Source organism: Mitsuaria sp. GD03876, from assembly GCF_029840635.1.
Classification (GTDB): domain Bacteria; phylum Pseudomonadota; class Gammaproteobacteria; order Burkholderiales; family Burkholderiaceae_C; genus Roseateles.
In genome coordinates, this window is sequence record NZ_JAOCCU010000015.1 from 116301 (window position 1) to 133704 (window position 17404).

Genomic DNA, 17404 nt, shown 5'->3' on the forward strand with positions numbered 1-17404 from the left:
GCCGCGCGTGACGTGACCGCGTCGCGGGGAAGCTCAGTTCCGCGGCGCTCGCCGCTGCACTTCCTCGACCTTGGCCAGCATCGACGCCACCTCGTGGAAGACCTGCCGCCGGCGCGCCTCGACGCGGGCGAACTCCTCCTCGGTGGGCGCGATCTCCAGGTCGCCGAAATGCGCGTGCCGCAGCCAGCTGCTCAGGCAGGCATGGGCGATGCGCAGCGCGCGCTCGGATTGCGCGTCGCCATCGGGCCCGCCGGCGATGTCGAAGATCGCCCGCAGCGGAATGCCCGCCGCGTCGGCGGCGTAGAAGCCGATCGGCACGGGGTGATGGCGGGGGCTGGCGTTCACGGAAAAAGGGGTCGGCGCGGTCAGGGATCGCCAGTCTGTGGGCCCGTCGCCATCGCCGTGACCGTGGAAACCCGCCGCAAGCGTTTGGCTGCGCACACCTTGCGGGCGAATGTCGCTCACGGCCGGGAAAGGCGACGCACCGCCGTGGGGCGGCGCGTCGCGCGGGCCGTCGCCGACCCGGCACGGCTACTGTTTGGGCGTGATCCCCATCTTGGCGAGCGTCAGGGTCTCGTCGGCGCGACCCCAGCCGCCATCGGCGACGTCCTCGATCAGGACCATCGAGTAGGGGCGGGCGCCTTCGCCGAAGTACTCGACGAACATGGCCGTGACGCGGTGGATGATTTCCTCCTTGCGGGCGGCGTCGACGACGCCCTCGGGGAACTTGAAGTTGGCGAATGGCATGGGGACTCCATGAAAGGGTGGTGATGACGACGTGATTCTTCGGAAACGCGACCGTTCGAAAAAGCCGCGCGCGCCGACATCACTTGTTCACGAACCCCAACAATCCCCACGCATCCGCATCCGCATCCGCATCCGCATCCGCATCCGCATCCGCATCCGCATCCGCATCCGCATCCGCGCCCACGGGCTCGACCGCGGCCTCAGCCGCCGCGGCCCGCTTCACCCGAATCCATGCGGGTCCGCCACCCGCGGCCAGTAGTCCAGCGAGCGCGCCACGTACGGCGTGCGGGTGAAGTCGCAATCCATCGTCCCGGGCGAGCTGACGTACAGCACCGCCCGCGCCAGCGGCGCGAACTCGGCATGGAAGTGCTGCGTCGACTTCACGACGATCAGCGCCTTGTCCTCCAGCGTCAGGCCCAGCCCGGTGAACGCATCCGTCCCGTAGGTCTGCGTGCGCACCGACGACAGCACCATGTGGCAGCCGTTGGCCGCCTCCACCCACACGCAAGGCCCGAGCCGTTCGCGCGCGCCGAGCGCCGACTGCGAGTGCTCCTCGACGATCGCGCGCACGGTGACCCGCAGGTCCAGCGGATCGCCCGACGCCGGCCCGCACTTGCCGCCGACGCGCAGGTCCAGCGTCGCGCCGACGCCGGCCTCCTTGCAGACATGCACCGCCCCCAGGTCCCACAACGCGCCGACGACGACGTTGCCGATCCCGCGCTGCACCAGGCGGCGCAGCAGGAAGGTGCTGTCGCCGGGCGCGCCGCCGCCGGGGTTGTCGGCGATGTCGGCCAGCACCACCGGGCCCTTGCCCAGCGCCAGCGCGCGGTCGAGCGCGGTGTCGATGTCCAGCAGCTCCGTCCCGATCGCGTCGCGCAGCGCCCAGAACTCGCGCCCCAGCTGGTCCGCGAGCGCGCGCGCCAGCGCCGGGTCGTCGTCGGTGACGACCCAGAGCTTCGCGCCCGCCTCGGGCACGTCGCCCCACGGGAAGCCGTGCCCCAGCGACACCGACAGCACCCCGGGCTGCCGCTCCACCGCCTGCATGCGCGCGACGAAGGACCGCATCGGCTCGCGCGTCGTGTGCCACAGCCCGACCATCTTGCAGTCGAAGGTCGCGCTGACCGGCCGCACGCGTCCCGCCGCCGTGTCCACGAGGACGCGGTAGAGCTCCTCGGCCCGCGGCTCGGCGTCGACGTGCGGGTACTCCTTGAACGCCACGATCGCGTCCGCCGAACGCTGCATCAGCGCCGTCAGGTGGCAGTGCAGGTCGAGCTCCAGCCCGATCGCCACGCCCGGCCCGACCACTTCGCGGATGCGGGCCGCGAGGTCGCCTTCGCAGTCGTCGTAGCCTTCGGCCGCCATCGCGCCGTGCAGCAGCAGCTGCACCGCGTCGACCGGCATCGCCGCGCGCAGGTCGGCCAGGATCCTGTCGCGCAGCGCCTCGTAGACATGCCGCACGGTGCGCCCCGACGGTTGCGCGATCGCCGACACGCTTTCCACGACCGCGTGCCCGTCAGCCTCGATCAGCGCGCGCAGGAAACGCGTGAACGCGCCGGTCCCCTCGGGATCGCGACGGCTCGCGTCGCCGTGGAAGATGCCGTAGGCCTCGAAGCCGCCCAGCCCCGTCGGCGCCGGCGCGAAGGTGTTGGTCTCGGTGGCGAGGTGGGCGATGAAGAACTTCATGGCCGCCGTGCTCAGTAGTTGAGGTTGAGGGCCATCAGCTGCCCGAACACGCCGATCCAGACCACGCCGGCCAGCGCCAGCGCGACCGCCACGCTCCAGGCCCGCGACAGGCGCGAGGCGTCGACGCGGAACATCCTCCAGGCCGCCCAGAGGCCGACGATCGCCGCCGCCACCGCGAGCACGCCGCTGAGCTGCATCGCGCCGAACAGCGCGTCGTTGCCGCCGTTGTAGAGCGCGATCTCGGTGCTCAGCACCGGCTGGATGAGGACGAACCACGCCCCCAGGTACACGACGTCGACGACCACGGCGATCCGCTGCCAGCGCCGCAGCCGGCGGACCTCCGGCGTCGTGCCGCTGGTGGCGCGATCGGCCTTGCGCAGCAGCGCGCCGAACGGCCACGCGACCAGCGTGCCCAGCAGCACCAGCACCGACAGGCCCAGCACCGTCAGCGTCACCGGCGCGGAGCGCAGCACCGGCGCCTCCTGCAGCACGGAGACCGGGTTCTCGCTGTCCACCACCGTCCGGACGCCGCCGACCTCGGCGAAAGCCAGCTCCGCCGTGCCGTTCAGCTTGCGCCAGCGCTGTGGCGCGACCTCGCGGAAGGTGGCCATCTCGCCCAGCGCGCCCGACGGCGCGAGGATCGTGCCGTCCGGTTGCGCGGTGATCACCGTCTGGCTCATCAGGTAGAGCGCGCTGAGGAAGCCGTGCTCGACGCGCCGCGAGCTTTGGTAGCGCCCGGCGATCCGGGCCGCGTCCTGCGCCGCGGTGGCCAGCGCCGGCGCGTCGACGACCGGCGGCGCGGGGAAGTAGCGGTCGAAGAAGCCGTCGATCAGCGCCTTGCGCGCCAGGTACACGGCCGAGTCCTTCCCGCGGCTGTTGAAGGACACGAAGATGCCCACGCCCTCCGCCGGCAGCAGCGCCAGGTCGGAGTGGAAGACGATGGTGTCGCCGCCATGGCCCAGCAGCACGCGGCCGTTGCGGAACTCCCGGAAGAAGCCGTGCGCCATCACGGCGAAGCCCGGCGGCGCCTTCGCCGACGGCGTGGCCATCAGCGCGGCGGTGGCCGGGTTGAGGATCTCGACGCCGTCCAGCTTGCCCTGCTGCAGGTGCGCGAGCATGAAGCGCGCCATGTCCGCCGCGGTCGCGCTGCCGCTGCCGGCCGGCGCCGTGACGACCAGCTCGAACGGCGAGGGTTCGGCATCGCTGGCCTGGCGGTAGCCCTTGGCGATGAAGGGCTCGAACGGCTTGGGCAGCGGCTGCGCCATCGTCGAGTGCCGCATGCCCAGCGGCTGGAAGACGTGGCGGTCGACATAGGTCTCGAAGGGTTCGCCCGAGACGCGCTGCACGATGTAGCCGGCCAGCGCGACGCCGTAGTTCGAGTAACCCGGCACGGTCCCCGGCGCGAACAGCATCGGCCGGGGATGCTGCTTGAGGTAGTCCTCGTTGGACGGCGCCAGCTTCGGGTCGTAGGCGAGCAGGTCCTTCAACCCCTCCTCGAAGCCGGCGGTGTGGTTCATCAGGTGCCGCAGCGTGACCGGCTGGCCGAAGGTCTGCGGGATCTTGAAGTCCAGGTAGTCGTTGACGTCGCGATCCAGGTTGAGCTTGCCCTGCTGCACCAGCTGCATCACCGCGGTCCACGTGAACAGCTTGGAGGTCGAGCCCGGCCGGATCATCGACTTCTCCGGATCCATCGGCACCTTGGCCTTCACGTCGGCGTAGCCGTAGCCCTTCTGGACCAGCACCTTGCCGTCCTTGACGACGGACACGACGGCGCCGGCGATGTCGCCGGCCTCGAGCGAGTAGGGCACGCGGCCGTCGAGCCAGGCCGCGAGGTCCTGCGCCGTCAAGGGCACCGCCGACGCGGGCGGCGGCTCGGGCGTCTTCGGCGCGAGCGGCTTGGCCGGCGGCACCGCGGCGGGCTCGGCGGTCGCTTGTCCCGCCGTCTGCGCGGACGACGGCGAGGCCATCAGCGCCAGCGCCGTGCCGGCGGCCGCGGTGACGGTCAGGAGGCCGGCCAGGCCGGCCAGCAGGGAGGATCGAGTCGATCGCATCGAGGCATTCCTTCAAAAACGAAGCAGGCGCGCCGCGCGGGCGCGCCCAGTCCAGCGTCCCCGGGGACGCTCGGGCTCAGAAGTTCTGGTTGAAGCTCATCAGGTGGTGGGCGGCGCCGATCGCGACCAGCACGACGAAGGCGAGGACCCAGGTCACCGCCAGCGCGCGCGTGGCCTTGCCGCCGCCGGCCCAGGCGCGGCGCGCGTGCCACAGCGACACGATCAGCCCGCCGACGAAGGCGACGATCGTCACCAGCTGCGTCAGCGGCAGCAGCGCGCCGAGCGCCATGTCGCTCTCCAGCCGCGAGATCGCCATCGCCCACAGCGCGACCGCCAGCACCACGCCGACGTTGGCGACGCGCACCAGCGTGACGGGCCGCGCGGGCGCCGCGACGCCATGTTTGCGGCGCAACACCGAGGCCACCGGCCACAGCAGCGTCGTGAGCAGCGCCGTCACCAGCGCCAGCCCGAACAGCACCAGCGCGCCGGTGCCCGACATCGCCGGCACCGGCTCGAAGATGAAGGCGAACACATAGGGCTCCAGGCCCCAGCGGGCGACGCGGCCGTTCTCGACGATCGCCTGCAGGCGGCGCTTGCCGTGCTCTTCCTCCCAGAGGTAGGGCCGGACCTCGCGGAACACGCTGCGCGAGCCGGCGAGCTCGATGGCCACGCGGCCGTCGTCCAGCGCCTCGACCTTCAGCGGGCTCAGCAGCTGCAGCAGCGAGAAGAAGGTCGAGTCCTCGCGGCGCGTGTTGCGGTAGGCGCCGGCCATCTGTTGCGCGTGCTGCTTGGCCGTGGCGTCGTCGACCTGGCGCGGCGTCGGCGCGCGGCGGTCGGGCAGGTAGCGGTCGGCGAAGCCCTCCAGCACGCGGTCGCGCAGCCACTTGCCCTGGCCGTTGTTGCCGCCGGAGTTCACCGACACGAACAGCCCGATGCCATCGTCGACGAACAGCAGCAGGTCCGAATGGAACAGCACCGTGTCGCCGCCATGGCCGACGACGCGATGCCCGTTGATGTCGTGCTGGTAGAAGCCCAGCCCGATGCCCAGCAGGTCCGGCATCGGCTTGGTGAGCTGGCCATGCATCTGCTTGACCGTCTCCGGCTTGAGCAGCTGCGCGTCGCCCAGCCGGCCCTGCTGCAGGAAGGCGAGCATGAAGCGGCCCATGTCCTCGCCGGTCGCCGACAGGCTGCCCGCGGGCGGCATGCTGATGACCTCGAAGCCCTTGGCCGGCTCGCCCTGCTTCTCGTAGCCCTGCGACATCAGCGGCGCCAGCGCCGGCGGCAGCGGCTGCCGGAAGCTCGACTGGCGCATGCCCAGCGGCGTGAAGATCCGCTGCTCGACGTAGTCGTCGAAGGACAGGCCGCTGACGCGCTGCACGATGTAGCCGGCCAGCGCGGTGGCGTAGTTCGAGTAACCCGGCCGCTCGCCCGGCGCGTACAGCGTGGGCGGCACGTAGCGCTTGAGCACCTGCGCCAGGTCGGGCGTCTCCGGCTTGAAGGTGATCAGGTCGCGCGCGGTTTCCTCGAAGCCGGTGGTGTGCGTCATCACGTGGCGCAGCGTCATCGGCTTGCCGTCGCGCACCGGGATCTGGAAGTCCAGGTAGCGGTTCAGGTCGGCGTCCAGGTCCAGCTTGCCCTGCTCGACCAGCTGCATCACCGCGGTCCAGGTGAACAGCTTGGACACCGAGCCCGGCCGGAACAGCGTGCGCCGCGCGTCGACGGGGACTTGCTTGTCCCAGTCCGCGTAGCCGTAGCCCTGCTGGATCAGCGGCTGGCCGTCCTTGACGATGACGACGACGGCGCCCGGCACCTGGGCCAGCTTCAGCGCCGCGGGCATCAGGCCGTCGAGCCAGGCTTGCGTGTCGGCCAGCGTGATCGGCCGCGCGCCCGTCGCCGCGGTGGACGGCGCCGCGGGGGCGCTGCCGGCCGTGGCGGTGGGCGGCGAGGACGCGGCCAGCGCGGGCGCGATCGCCGGCGCGGGCCGGCTCGTGGACGGCGTCTGGGCCGACGCGGGCAGGGCGGCCGCGCCGCAGGCGGCGAGCAGCGCGGCGCCGAAGCGCAGGAGCAAGGGCTTCATGGGGCGGCGTTTCAGAAGTTGTAGGTCAGCGTGGCGCCGACGGTGCGGGGATGGGCCGGCGTGGCGCGCAGCGGGCCGCCGAAGGCGGTGAGCGCGGTGTCCGCGCCCAGGATCGCCCGCTTGTCGGTCAGGTTGCGCACGAAGGCGGCGAGCTGCCAGGCGCCGAAGTCCAGCCCCCACTGTGCGTCGACCAGCGTGTAGGCCGGCATGCCGAAGTTGGGGATGGAGGTGTTCACGGCGTCGTAGCCGGCGTTGCGCTTGCCGACGTGGCGGACCTGCAGCCCGGCGTAGGACGGCAGGCCGGCCAGCGAGAAGGCGTAGCGCGCGCCCACCGACACCGACAGCTTGGCCGAGTTGGGCAGCCGCGAGCCCGACGGGCCCAGCGCGGGCGCGTCCTCCTTGAGCTTGCCGTCGGTCCAGGCCAGGCTGCCGTCCAGGCGCCACTGGTCGTCCAGCGCGTAGCGCGCCGCCAGTTCCAGGCCCTTGACCTCGGCCTTGCCGGCGTTGCCCATCAGCGTGGTCGCGCCGACCGGGATCGGCTGCTGCAGCTTGCTCCAGCGGATGTCGAAGACGGCGGCCTCCAGCGACAGGCGCCGGTTCAGCAGGTCGGCCTTGTAGCCGGCCTCGTAGCTCCACAGCGAGTCCGACTTGAACGAGGTCGGCGCGCCGGGCACGACCTGGCCGTTCTCGTCGATCGCCGCCGGGTTCGGGCCGCCGGCGCGGTAGCCGCTGGCCGCGCGCAGGTAGACGCTGCTGGTCTTGTCCAGCGAGTAGCGGGCCGTGGCCAGGTAGGTGTTGGCGCGGTCCTTGGACGTCGCCGGCTCGGCGAAGTCGGGGGCGTCGTTGGTGAAGGTCTGGTAGCGCTGCTTGTTGCGCGAGAGCCGGGCGCCCAGCGTGAACGACAGCGCCGAACTCGGGTTGTAGGTGACGTCGCCGTAGACGGCGTTCTCCTCGTAGTTCGACGGCTGCGCGACACGCAGGTCGAGCGCGGCCGGATCGCCGCCGGCCTGGCCCGAGAGGCGCTGGTTGTACTTGCCGCGTTCCTTGTTGTGGTAGAGGCCGACCAGCCATTCCACGGTGCCGCGCGCCGAGGTCAGGCGCAGTTCCTGCGTCTGCTTGCGCAGCCGGCTGCGGTTGTCGAGCTGCGCGAAGTCGAAGCCCGCCGCGCCGCCCCCGACGATGTCGGTCGCGTCCAGCAGCGTGTCGCCCTCGAAGCGCTGGCTCGAGGCGATCGCGTTCAGGCGCGCCCAGCCCAGCTCGACCTCCACGTCGGCCGAGAGCTGGCGGGTGCGGATGCTGTAGGGCTCGCTGGCGGAGAGCTGGTGCGTCAGGTCGCCGTGGATCGGCCGGCCGGTGGCGACGTCGTACTGGATGACGTCGGTGCCGTCGCGTTCGATCTTCTGGTCCAGCGCGGACAGCCGCACCTTGACCTTGGAGGTCGGCTCCAGCAGCAGCGCGACGCGGCCGCCGCGGGTGTCGCCGGCGTTGACGTGGTCGCCGGCGGCGCGGCCGACGGCCTTGACGTAGCCGCCGTCGTGGTCGTTGAAGGCGGCGATCCGCAGCCCGGCGACGCCGGCGCTCAGCGGCACGTTGAGCACCGCGTTCTCGGTGTGGCCGAGCGCGCCGCCCTTGGCGCCGCGCACGCCCAGGCCGAGCTTGCCGGAGAACTCGTGGCTGTCGGGTTCGTTGGTGACGTACTTCAGCAGGCCGCCCATCGCGCCGGCGCCGTACAGCGTGCCTTGCGGGCCGCGCAGCAGCTCGATGTGGTGCAGGTCCAGCAGCGACATGTCCAGCGCCGCGACGGCGGCGCCGACGAAGGCGGTGCTGGAGCCGAAGGCCACTTCGTCGATGTAGGTGCCGACGGTCGGGATGCCGGCGCTGCCGACGTTGACGCCGCGGATGCTGACCTGGCCGCGGCCGGGACCGCCGTCGCTGCCGACGTCCACGCCGGGCAGGCTGCCGACGTAGTCCACCAGCGAGCCGGCGCCGGAGCGCTCCAGGCCCTCGGTGCTGATCGTCTCCACGCGCAGCGGCACGTCGCGCAGCGGCTCGCGGCGGCGGGTCGCGGTGACGGTCACCACCTCCAGCTTCTCGGCCCGGGGCGCGGCGCGTTCGCCGTCGGAAGCTGCCGGGGCCGGGGCGGCCGGCGCGGCCTGGCTCCACGCGGGTTGGCCGTGCAGCACCGCGAGGCAGGGCAGCAGCAACGGCGCGAGGGCGAAGCGTCGCGGCGTCAGGACGCGGCGGCGGGCACGGGGGGAGGCGTTCATCAGGGACTCCTGGCGAGGCGAGCGAAGTTGTGGGCGCAAGTTTCCAATTTGGAAAAAGATTTCGTATTGGTGGAAACCTTAGATGGTTTGGCGCGAAGCTTCAACCTCGGGAGAACGCGCTGGTTGGCCAGGGGCGCCGAGCTAAGATCGCCGCACCGTCCGCTTCTCCCGACCATGGCTGCCAACGACTCGAACCTTCCCGGCGAACACATCCGCAACGTGCGACGCCGCCTGGGCCTGACGCTCAGCGACGTGAGCGGGCGGACCGGCATGGCGGTCTCGACGCTTTCCAAACTGGAAAAAGGCAACGTGTCGCTGTCCTACGACAAGCTGATGCTGCTGAGCCGGGCGCTGGGCGTGGACATGGCCGAGCTGCTGGCCGACGCGCCCGGCGCGCGGGCCGTGCCGGGCGGCGGCGGGCGGCGCATCGTGCAGCGCGCGGGCGAGGGGCAGGAGGTGGCGACGCAGAGCTACCAGCAGCGCTACCTCGCGACCGAGCTGCTGAACAAGCGCTTCACGCCGCTGATCGCCGAGGTGCGGGCGCGGACGCTGGAGGAATTCAAGGCCGAGTTCGGCGACCTGATCCGCCATCCGGGCGAGGAGTTCGCGTATGTGCTCGAGGGCGAGGTCGCCTTCCACTGCGAGCTGTACGCGCCGGTGCTGCTGCGCACCGGGGATTCGATCTACTTCGACAGCGAGATGGGGCACGCCTACCTGAAGGCGGCGGATGGCCCGTGCCGCCTGCTGGCGACCTGCGCGCCGCGCGGCAGCGGCGGGCTCGACGGCTTCAGCCAGCATTTCATCGACGCGTCCAAGCGGCTGCAGGCGCCCGCGCCGGCCCCCAAGGCCGCGAAGGCTGCTTCCGGGAAGGCGCGCGGCGCCAAGCGCTGAGGCCTTGCCCCCTCTCCCGCACCGCGGGAGAGGGCCGGGGTGAGGGTCTCCCGAGCCGAGCCGGTCTCCTCGATCAACCCTTCGGCTCGGCGTTCTCCACCTTGCCCAGCATCGGCCCCAACGCCATCAGCGCCACCGCGGCGGCCGCGGCGATCCCCGCCAGCAGCGTGAAGAACCCCACCGGCCCGAGCGCCTCCCATGCGCGCCCCACGACGCCGGACAGCAGGTTCCCCGCGAAGGCCGCCAGGAACCACGCCGCGATGACGGTGGCGCCCATGTCCTTCGGCGCCAGCCGCGCGAACAGCCCCAGCCCCACCGGCAGGATGTAGAGCTCCGCCAGCGTGTAGACCGCGAAGAACACCACCAGCCAGCCGCCGGCCACCGGCTTGCCGCCCGACGTGGCCGCGATCCCCGCCAGCATCAGGTAAGCCGCCGCCACGCCCGCGGCACCGAGCGCCATCTTCCGCAGCGGCGCCGGCTCCCGGCCCCGCACCGCCGCGCGTTTCCACGCCCGCACCAGCAGCGGCGTGAACAGGAAGACGAACAGCGGATTGAGCGACTGCACCCAGGTCACCGGGATCGTCATGCCGAAGGCGCGCAGGTCGACCTGCGTGTCGGCCCAGAGCGCCAGCGTGTTGCCGCTGTGCGCGTAGGCGCTGCGGAACAGCATCACCGCCAGCGCCACCAGCGCCAGCGGCAGCACGATGGCCGAGAGCCTCGGCCGGTGTCCCGCGCCGCCGGCCGGTCCCGCCGGCGCGGCGACCCGGCGATGCCGGTCCTCGGGCAGGTGCCGCCCGCCCAGCAGGTAGATCGCCAGCCCCAGGCACATCCCGACGCCGGCGGCGCCGAAGCCCCAGTGCCAGCCATACGCCTCGCCCAGCGTGCCGCAGGCCAGCGGCGCCAGCAGTCCGCCCAGGTTCACGCCGACGTAGTAGACGTTGTAGGCGCCGCCGCGGCGCGGGTCGTCCTCGGCGTACAGGTCGCCGACCTGGCTCGGCAGGTTCGGCAGGAACAGCCCGTTGCCCAGCGCGATCAGCACCAGCGCCGGATAGAACAGCGCCTCCCAGCTCAGCGCGAAATGCCCCAGCGCCATCAGGCTGCCGCCGATCACGATCGCCGCGCGCCGGCCCAGCCACCGGTCGGCCAGGTAGCCGCCGGCGATCGGCGTCAGGAACACGCCGCCGGTGTACAGCCCGTAGATCAGCGAGGCGTCGGCCTGCGTGTAGTGCAGCTGCTTGGTCATGTAATAGACCAGCAGCGCGCTCATTCCGTAGAAGGAGAAGCGCTCCCACATCTCCGTGAGGAAGAGGATGGTCAGCCCGCGCGGCTGGCCGAACCAGGCGGGCCCGGCCGGGATCGGCGAGGGCGCCGTCGTGGACGCGTCCGGGTGGGACGAAGCGACGGACGACGCGGCGGAAGGAGAGGAGGCGGAGGTCATCGGCGGGGCACCTTGGCGAGAAACACGGTTGTGCATCCAGTTGTCCGAATGGTAGAGTTATTTTCCATTTTGGAAAGTAGACAGAAACCATGAGTGACACGACCAGCCGCCGCGTGGATTGCCTGGTGATCGGGGCCGGCATGGCGGGGGCGTCGATCGCCGCCCACCTGGCGCCGCACATGACGGTGGCCGTGCTGGAGGCGGAGGCGCACGCGGGGTATCACACCACCGGCCGGTCCGCGGCGCTGTACTCCGCGCTGTACGGCAACGCGCCGGTGCGGGGGCTGACGCGCGCCAGCCGGACGTTCTTCGATGCGCCGCCGGCGGGCTTCGCGCCGGTGCCGTTGCTGCGGGCGCGGGAGACGCTGTACCTGGTCGGCGCCGGGCAGGGCGCGATCGCCGAGGAGTTCCGGCGCGACGCCGACGTGCGGCTGCAGACGGTCGAGCTCGATGCCGGCGGCGTCGTCGACCGCCTGCCGATCCTGCGGCGGGAACTGGTCGACGGGGCGTTGGTCGACGCGTCGTCGGCCGACATCGATGTCGACGCGCTGCACCAGGGTTTCCTTCGCCAGGCCAAGGCGGCGGGCGCGACGCTGCACCTGGGCGCCGGGCTGTGTGAACTCCGCCGCGACGGCGACGAGTGGCTCGCCCGCGCCGGGGGCGCCGTCTGGCGGGCGCCGCGGGTCGTCAACGCCGCGGGCGCCTGGGCGGACGAGGTCGCGCACCTGGCGGGCCTCGTGCCGCTGGCGCTGCGGCCGCTGCGCCGCACCGCCGCGCTGATCGATGTGCCAGAGGGCCTCGATGCCGGCGCCTGGCCGGCGGTGATCGCGATCGACGAGAGCCACTACTTCAAGCCCGACGCGGGCCTGCTGCTGATCTCGCCGGCGGATGAGACGCCGAGCCCGCCCTGCGACGCGCAACCGGAGGAGCTGGACGTGGCGATCGCCGTCGACCGCTTCGAGACGCTGAGCGGCCGCCGGGTCGCGCGGGTGCGGCACCAGTGGGCCGGGTTGCGGGTGTTCAGCCCGGACCGGACGCCGGTGGTCGGCTTCGACCCGGCGGCGCCGGGATTCTTCTGGTGCGCGGGGCAGGGCGGCTACGGCATCCAGACCGCGCCGGCCCTGGGGCGCGCCGCCGCGGCGCTGGCCCGCGGCCTGGACCTGCCCGACGACATCGCCGCCTGCGGCGTGCTGGCGCGGGACCTTTCTCCAACTCGCTTTCGCACCGCTTGACATCGGGCGTCTCCGCCCCCGATCACCCGATCACCCGATCACCGGGTCCCGTACCCGGTGGTTGCTTCGCTGCCTGACCGCCGCACGACCTGACTGTTTGACGCCATGCCTCGTTTTCAACTTTCCTTTCACGTCGAATCGCTCGCGCTGCGCGAGCCCTTCGTCATCTCCGGCTACCGTTTCACCGAGATGCCCACGCTGCGGGTGAGCCTGCGCGAGGGGCCGAACGAAGGCCGCGGCGAAGCGGCCGGTGTCTATTACCTGCAGGACCGTCCCGCCGACATGCCGGCGCGATTGGAGGCGGTCCGCGACGTCATCGAGGCAGGCATTGACCGCGCCGCGTTGCGGCAGTTGCTGCCGCCGGGCGGGGCGCGCAACGCGCTCGACTGCGCGCTGTGGGAGCTGGAGGCGCTGCGGCGCGACCAGCCGGTCTGGGCCTTGGCGGGAGGATCGCCGCCGCGGCCGCTGACGACGACCTTCACGCTGGGCGCCGGCGATCCCGGCGCGATGGCCGACGCCGCGAAGGCCTTCGGCGTCGCGCGCGCGCTCAAGCTCAAGCTGACCGGCGAGACCGAGGCCGACATCGCCCGCGTGCGCGCCGTGCGCGCGGCGCGCCCGGACGCGTGGATCGGCGTCGACGCCAATCAGGGCTTCACCCCGGCGACGATCGAGCCGCTGCTGCCGGTGCTGGTCGCCTGCGACGTCAGCCTGGTGGAGCAGCCCTTCGCCCGCGGGCGGGAGGCCGACATGGACCTCGTCGACTTCCCGATGCCGACCGCCGCCGATGAGAGCTGCCTGCACCTCGATGAGCTGGAGACGCTGGGCGGTCGATTCGACCTGCTCAACATCAAGCTCGACAAGTGCGGCGGGCTGACCGAGGGCCTGCTGATGGCGCGACGCGCGCGGGAGCTGGGCCTGGGCGTGATGGTGGGGAACATGGGCGGCACCAGCCTGGCGATGGCGCCGGCGATGGTGCTGGCGCAGCGCTGCGACGTGGTGGACCTGGACGGTCCGACCATCCTCGTGCGGGACTGCGTGCCCGGCGTGCGCTACGCCGCCGGGACGATCGACTGCCCGGTCGAGGTCTGGGGCGGCACCGGCTCCGCGTGAGACCGACGCGCCTCGCGCGGCCGCGGTGCTGCGTGAGGCGGCGCGGCCTCGCGAGGTGGCCCAGGCCGACGAGGCCCGGCCACCCCGTGCCCGATCACAGGCGCGGGATCGCGCGCGGCGCGGGCTCGCCCTTCCAGGCGAGCTCGATCGCGTTCGGCTTGAAGCCGACGTGCAGCACGTCGATGCCGTCGACGGCGAACAGGCCGTCGGCGGTCAGCGGCTTGAGGCGGCGCGGTTCCGGCCACATCGGATGGCCGGGCCGCGCGATCCACAGGCCGCCCGCGTCGGCCGTCACCACGTACTTGCCGTAGCTGCCGGGCGCGGCGCTCAACAGCGTCGCCGGCGGCGTGACCGGGCGGACGGCGGCTTCGGCGTCGGTGATCGCCCAGGCGAGGTCGGTCAGGCGCTCCTCGTCCTTCGTGGACGCCTTCAGCGCTTCCAGCGCCTTCAGGTGGGCCAGGGCGAGCGCACCGGCGGGCTTGACCTCCAGGTCCGGCTTCACGCCGGCGCCTTCCCAGTTGGTGCCGCTGACCGGATGCACCGGGCGGCCGGTCGACACGCTCAGCATGAAGCCGGGCGCCACCGGCACCAACGTGTTGTTGTTGGCCGCGCCGGCCGTCGTCGCGCCGACGAGGGTGCCGATGCGGAACTGCTGGACGTCGTAGGCGAAGGACTCGGCGGCCGAGGCGCTGCCGCGGTCCGTCAGCACGTACAGCGGCTTGCCGACCATGCGGCCCGCGGGCAGGTGGTCAAGCACCCGCGTCTGGATCGGCTCGCGGCCGGCTTCCAGGAAGGTGATCTCCAGCGTGCCGGGCTTCAGGAAGTGGCTGACGAGGTACTGCACCGCCTCGGACGCGCCGCCGCCGTTGCCGCGCAGGTCGACGATGACCGCGTCGCCGCCCTTCAGGAAACGCATCGCGTCGTCGTAGGCGCGGCCGGTGTCGTCGGCGACCCACTGGAAGGAATCGACGCGCAGGTAGCGCACGTTGCCGGGCATCAGGCGGGTCTCGGTCAGGCCGTGGTTGGTGCGCAGCGCCATGGCGCGGTCCAGGTCGGTCGCCGGCGCGTTCGGCTCGCCCTGGCCGGGTTCGCTCGCCGCGGCGAAGCGGCGCGGGTCGTACTGCAGGTAGGCGTGGCCGTCATGGCTGGCCTCGCGCAGGTCGGTGCTGAGCAGGTTGGCGAGCTCGTTGGGATCGGCGGCCTTGTAGCGGCCGGCCTTCTGCGAGGCGTCGAGGCGCGCGAGGATCGCGGGCACCTTGTCGGGGAAGACATAGGACTTGCGGTAGGCCGCCTTGACGGCGTCGACGACGGCGTCGCGCTGCGCGGCGCTGAGCGCCGGCATGGCGCGCGCCTCGGCGGGCGGCGGCGCGGCCTGCGCGAGGGCGCTGGTGGCGAGGCCCGACAGCGCGAGCGAGAGGGCGAGGGCGTTCAGTGTCACGGACGGGGTCATGGCGTCGTCGAGCCTTTGCGTGGAGAGGTGGAGGAAGCGCGGGCAGCGCGAGGGGCGGGCCGGCGGGCCGCCTTCGCGATGCGGTCGTGGAACGGTTGGCGGGTGAGGGCCTCGATCGCCTCGGCGGCGATGCGCGACAGCGGGGCGGAGAGCTCGGCGTCGAGCTGGTCGGCGGCGGCGTTGGTGGCGGCCCATTGGCGCTCGAGCGCGGGGACGATCTCGGCCAGCGCCGGCGTCGGCTCGACGATGCGCTCGCGCGCGTCCTGGCCGGGCCGCAGCTCGACCCAGCCGTCGGTGGCCATCTGCGACACGGTCTGGCTGACGGCGGAATGGGTGATGCCGATCTCCTGCGACAGCTGCCGGATCGAGGCCGGCCCGGTGCGGCGCAGCGCGCGCAGGACCGGCGTGTAGCGAGGCCGCCAATGGATCGACGAGGCGGCATACGCCGCCTCCACGTCGCGGTCCAACAGCTCCAGCAGATGCCGCAGCAGCGTCCCGAGGGTTGCCGTTTGAAGTGCCATGGAGGCGGAATGTATAAGCGCTGTTATATGTGGTCAAAAGTAATGCGGACCGCCGGGATCGGAGGTCCGCATTGGGGTGATCGATGCTGAGGAACAGCCGTCCGGTTGAGGCGGACGGCCGACCAGTCGCGGTGAGCGGCGGAGGCCGCTCAGCGCTCCCCGCGCGCCAGCCTTTCGCGGCGCGCCAGTTCCTTGGCGCTGGGCTCGGTCTGCGCGAAGGTGCCGACCTTGACCTCGCCGGCCGGCACGTAGGTGTTCATCACCACGCCGGTGGCCGAGCTGCGGGTCTTCACCAGCTTCAGCGTGCCGGCCTTCGCGCCGGTCTCGAACAGCCGCGTGCCGTTGCCGAGCACGACCGGGAAGGTCCAGACATGGAACTCGTCGATCAGCCCGGCCGCCCACAGCGTCTGGATCAGGTTGCCGCTGCCGATGATCTGCAGGTCGGGGCCCGGCGTGCGCTTGAGCGCCGCGACCGCCTCGGCGACATCGCCCTTCAGCAGCGTCGCGTTGTTCCACTCGAGCGGCTCCTTCAGCGTGCGCGAGGCCACGTGCTTGCGCGTGGCGTTGAACTGCTTGGCGATCGGGTCGTCGGCCGACTGGTAGGGCCAGTAGCCCTCGAAGATCTCGTAGGTCCGGCGGCCCAGCAGCAGCTCGCGGTCCTTGCCGTCGAAGCCGTCCATCGACTCCGGCTCCGAGTCGTCCCAGAACGGGAAGGTCCAGCCGCCGTGGGCGAAGTTGCTGGACGGATCCTCCTCCGGGCCGCCGGGCGCCTGCATGACGCCGTCCAGGGAGACGAAGGTGGATGCGATGAGCTTTCTCATGGGGAACTCCTGAAGGGAAGGGATCGGATCGGTGGTGGTTCGCGGGCGGCGATTGCCTGCCTCATCACCACGACGGACGACGCCGCCGGTTTTCGACACGCGTCGACATCGAGCGCGCGATCGACGGGATGTCGGGGATGGCTTCTTGTCCTACAAGCGCGTGTGGAGCGTTCCGGCAGAGTCGCATCGGCGTCGCGGATAAGGTCTGGTCCAACGACTTCCTCCTCCCACTTTCCTCCTCCGACCATGAACCCGATCCTCTCCACCGAAACCCCTTCGTCCACCCCCTCCGCGGCGACTGGTGCCGCCGGCGAGGATGCGTTCTCCGGCATCGACGCCGGCATGCTGCATTACTACCGGGCGTCGCTGCTGGACGCGACGGGCCGCGTCACCGAAGCGCTCGAGGCCTACGAACAGGCGCTGGCGCTGGACAACGACCTGGCCGACGCGCATTACCGCCTGGGCGTGCTGTACGAGCAGCTGAACGAGCCGGTGGCGTCGATGTGGCACTTCCAGGCCTACCAGAAGCTGGTGGGCGCGCGCGCGGAGCGCGTGACGCTGAACTGAGGTGTGCTGAGCTGATCCGAGCTGAGCCGAGCTCAGCCGAGCTGGACTGGGCGGGCCCGGCCGGGACTGGTTTGGCCAGGGCCTGGCTGAGGCGCTCAGCGCATCGCGGCCAGGCGCAGCGCGTCGTCCGAGGCCGCGCCCGACGCGGTGTTGTCGAAGATGCACCAGAGGTCGGTGCCGGCGGACCAGCGCGTGAGCGCCTGGCGACGCTCGGCCAGCCAGTCGTCGTCATAGGCGGACCAATACACGCGCGGCGAGCCGTGCCAGCGGTAGTACACCGTGGCGCCGCGGCCGTTGCCATGCTCGCCCAGCCAACCACCCGGTTCTCCCGCGCCGGCGGGCCTGGCAGGATCCGCGGCCACGCGGCCGATGCGCTCGCTCACGAGCAGCGTCTCGGCGACCTCGGTGAACCAGCTTGGATGCCGAGGCTCGCAGACGATGCCACCGTCGAAGGCGGACCGCATCGACTTGAAGAAGGCCCGAGCGACCTTCGCGTCGAACGCGAGCGACGGCGGCAGCTGCACCAGCAGCACGGCCAGCCGATCGCCG

At 71.9% G+C, this 17404-nt stretch carries 16 protein-coding genes; 4 read left to right on the plus strand and 12 right to left on the minus strand.

Features of this window, described 5'->3' with window-relative positions; genetic code table 11:
- Positions 1 to 33 precede the first annotated feature (33 nt).
- The 7 genes from N5D62_RS11920 to N5D62_RS11950 all read right to left on the minus strand — a co-directional run bounded on the left by N5D62_RS11920 (position 34) and on the right by N5D62_RS11950 (position 8825).
- Positions 34 to 345 carry a hypothetical protein gene (locus N5D62_RS11920; RefSeq protein ID WP_279758023.1) on the minus strand — a complete coding sequence of 104 codons (312 nt, stop codon included), beginning with the start codon at positions 343 to 345 and terminating at the stop codon, positions 34 to 36.
- Between the two features lie 186 nt (positions 346 to 531).
- Entirely contained in the window at positions 532 to 747 is a 216-nt protein-coding gene (locus N5D62_RS11925) for a 4-oxalocrotonate tautomerase family protein (RefSeq protein WP_279758024.1), read from the minus strand.
- A 79-nt stretch (positions 748 to 826) separates the two neighbouring features.
- Positions 827 to 970, minus strand: coding sequence for a hypothetical protein (locus N5D62_RS11930; protein ID WP_279758025.1), 144 nt, complete (start codon positions 968 to 970; stop codon positions 827 to 829).
- Positions 967 to 2430 (minus strand): M81 family metallopeptidase, encoded by a 1464-nt coding sequence (locus N5D62_RS11935; RefSeq protein ID WP_279758026.1) that lies wholly within the window; start codon positions 2428 to 2430, stop codon positions 967 to 969. Before N5D62_RS11935 ends, N5D62_RS11930 begins: the two co-directional genes overlap by 4 nt.
- A gap of 11 nt (positions 2431 to 2441) precedes the next feature.
- Positions 2442 to 4481, minus strand: a complete 2040-nt coding sequence (locus N5D62_RS11940) for a serine hydrolase (protein WP_279758027.1) — start codon at positions 4479 to 4481, stop codon at positions 2442 to 2444.
- Positions 4482 to 4557: 76 nt separating this feature from the next.
- Positions 4558 to 6558: a serine hydrolase gene (locus N5D62_RS11945; protein WP_279758028.1), complete on the minus strand. Its 2001-nt coding sequence runs from the start codon at positions 6556 to 6558 to the stop codon at positions 4558 to 4560.
- Between the two features lie 11 nt (positions 6559 to 6569).
- A complete protein-coding gene (locus tag N5D62_RS11950) occupies positions 6570 to 8825 on the minus strand; it encodes a TonB-dependent receptor (protein ID WP_279758029.1) in 2256 nt (751 codons plus the stop codon).
- Between the two features lie 174 nt (positions 8826 to 8999).
- Between N5D62_RS11950 and N5D62_RS11955 the strand changes: the two genes are divergently transcribed.
- Entirely contained in the window at positions 9000 to 9716 is a 717-nt protein-coding gene (locus tag N5D62_RS11955) for an XRE family transcriptional regulator (protein WP_279758030.1), read from the plus strand.
- A gap of 73 nt (positions 9717 to 9789) precedes the next feature.
- Here N5D62_RS11955 and N5D62_RS11960 read toward each other — a convergent pair whose 3' ends face one another.
- Complete coding sequence (locus N5D62_RS11960) at positions 9790 to 11154, minus strand: peptide MFS transporter (protein ID WP_279758031.1); 1365 nt, start codon at positions 11152 to 11154, stop codon at positions 9790 to 9792.
- Positions 11155 to 11243: 89 nt separating this feature from the next.
- Here N5D62_RS11960 and N5D62_RS11965 point away from each other — a divergent pair, with 89 nt between their 5' ends.
- On the plus strand, positions 11244 to 12386 hold the full coding sequence (locus N5D62_RS11965; protein ID WP_279758032.1) for an FAD-binding oxidoreductase: 1143 nt from the start codon (positions 11244 to 11246) through the stop codon (positions 12384 to 12386).
- A 105-nt stretch (positions 12387 to 12491) separates the two neighbouring features.
- Positions 12492 to 13496 (plus strand): dipeptide epimerase, encoded by a 1005-nt coding sequence (locus N5D62_RS11970; RefSeq protein ID WP_279758033.1) that lies wholly within the window; start codon positions 12492 to 12494, stop codon positions 13494 to 13496.
- Positions 13497 to 13590: 94 nt separating this feature from the next.
- Here N5D62_RS11970 and N5D62_RS11975 read toward each other — a convergent pair whose 3' ends face one another.
- From N5D62_RS11975 to N5D62_RS11985, 3 genes are all read right to left on the minus strand, one after another.
- Positions 13591 to 14934, minus strand: a complete 1344-nt coding sequence (locus tag N5D62_RS11975) for a S41 family peptidase (RefSeq protein ID WP_279758034.1) — start codon at positions 14932 to 14934, stop codon at positions 13591 to 13593.
- Between the two features lie 8 nt (positions 14935 to 14942).
- Positions 14943 to 15467, minus strand: coding sequence for a helix-turn-helix domain-containing protein (locus N5D62_RS11980; RefSeq protein ID WP_279758035.1), 525 nt, complete (start codon positions 15465 to 15467; stop codon positions 14943 to 14945).
- Positions 15468 to 15616: 149 nt separating this feature from the next.
- The gene (locus N5D62_RS11985; RefSeq protein WP_279758036.1) at positions 15617 to 16288 is read right to left on the minus strand and encodes a dihydrofolate reductase family protein; all 672 of its coding nucleotides are present in this window, start codon (positions 16286 to 16288) and stop codon (positions 15617 to 15619) included.
- 246 nt (positions 16289 to 16534) lie between these two features.
- On the opposite strand from N5D62_RS11985, the gene N5D62_RS11990 reads away from it, so the two are divergent.
- Entirely contained in the window at positions 16535 to 16855 is a 321-nt protein-coding gene (locus tag N5D62_RS11990) for a tetratricopeptide repeat protein (protein WP_279758037.1), read from the plus strand.
- Positions 16856 to 16950: 95 nt separating this feature from the next.
- Here the strand turns inward: N5D62_RS11990 and N5D62_RS11995 are convergent.
- Positions 16951 to 17404 (minus strand): DUF72 domain-containing protein (locus tag N5D62_RS11995; RefSeq protein ID WP_279758038.1); only part of this gene is annotated, 454 nt, incomplete at its 5' end.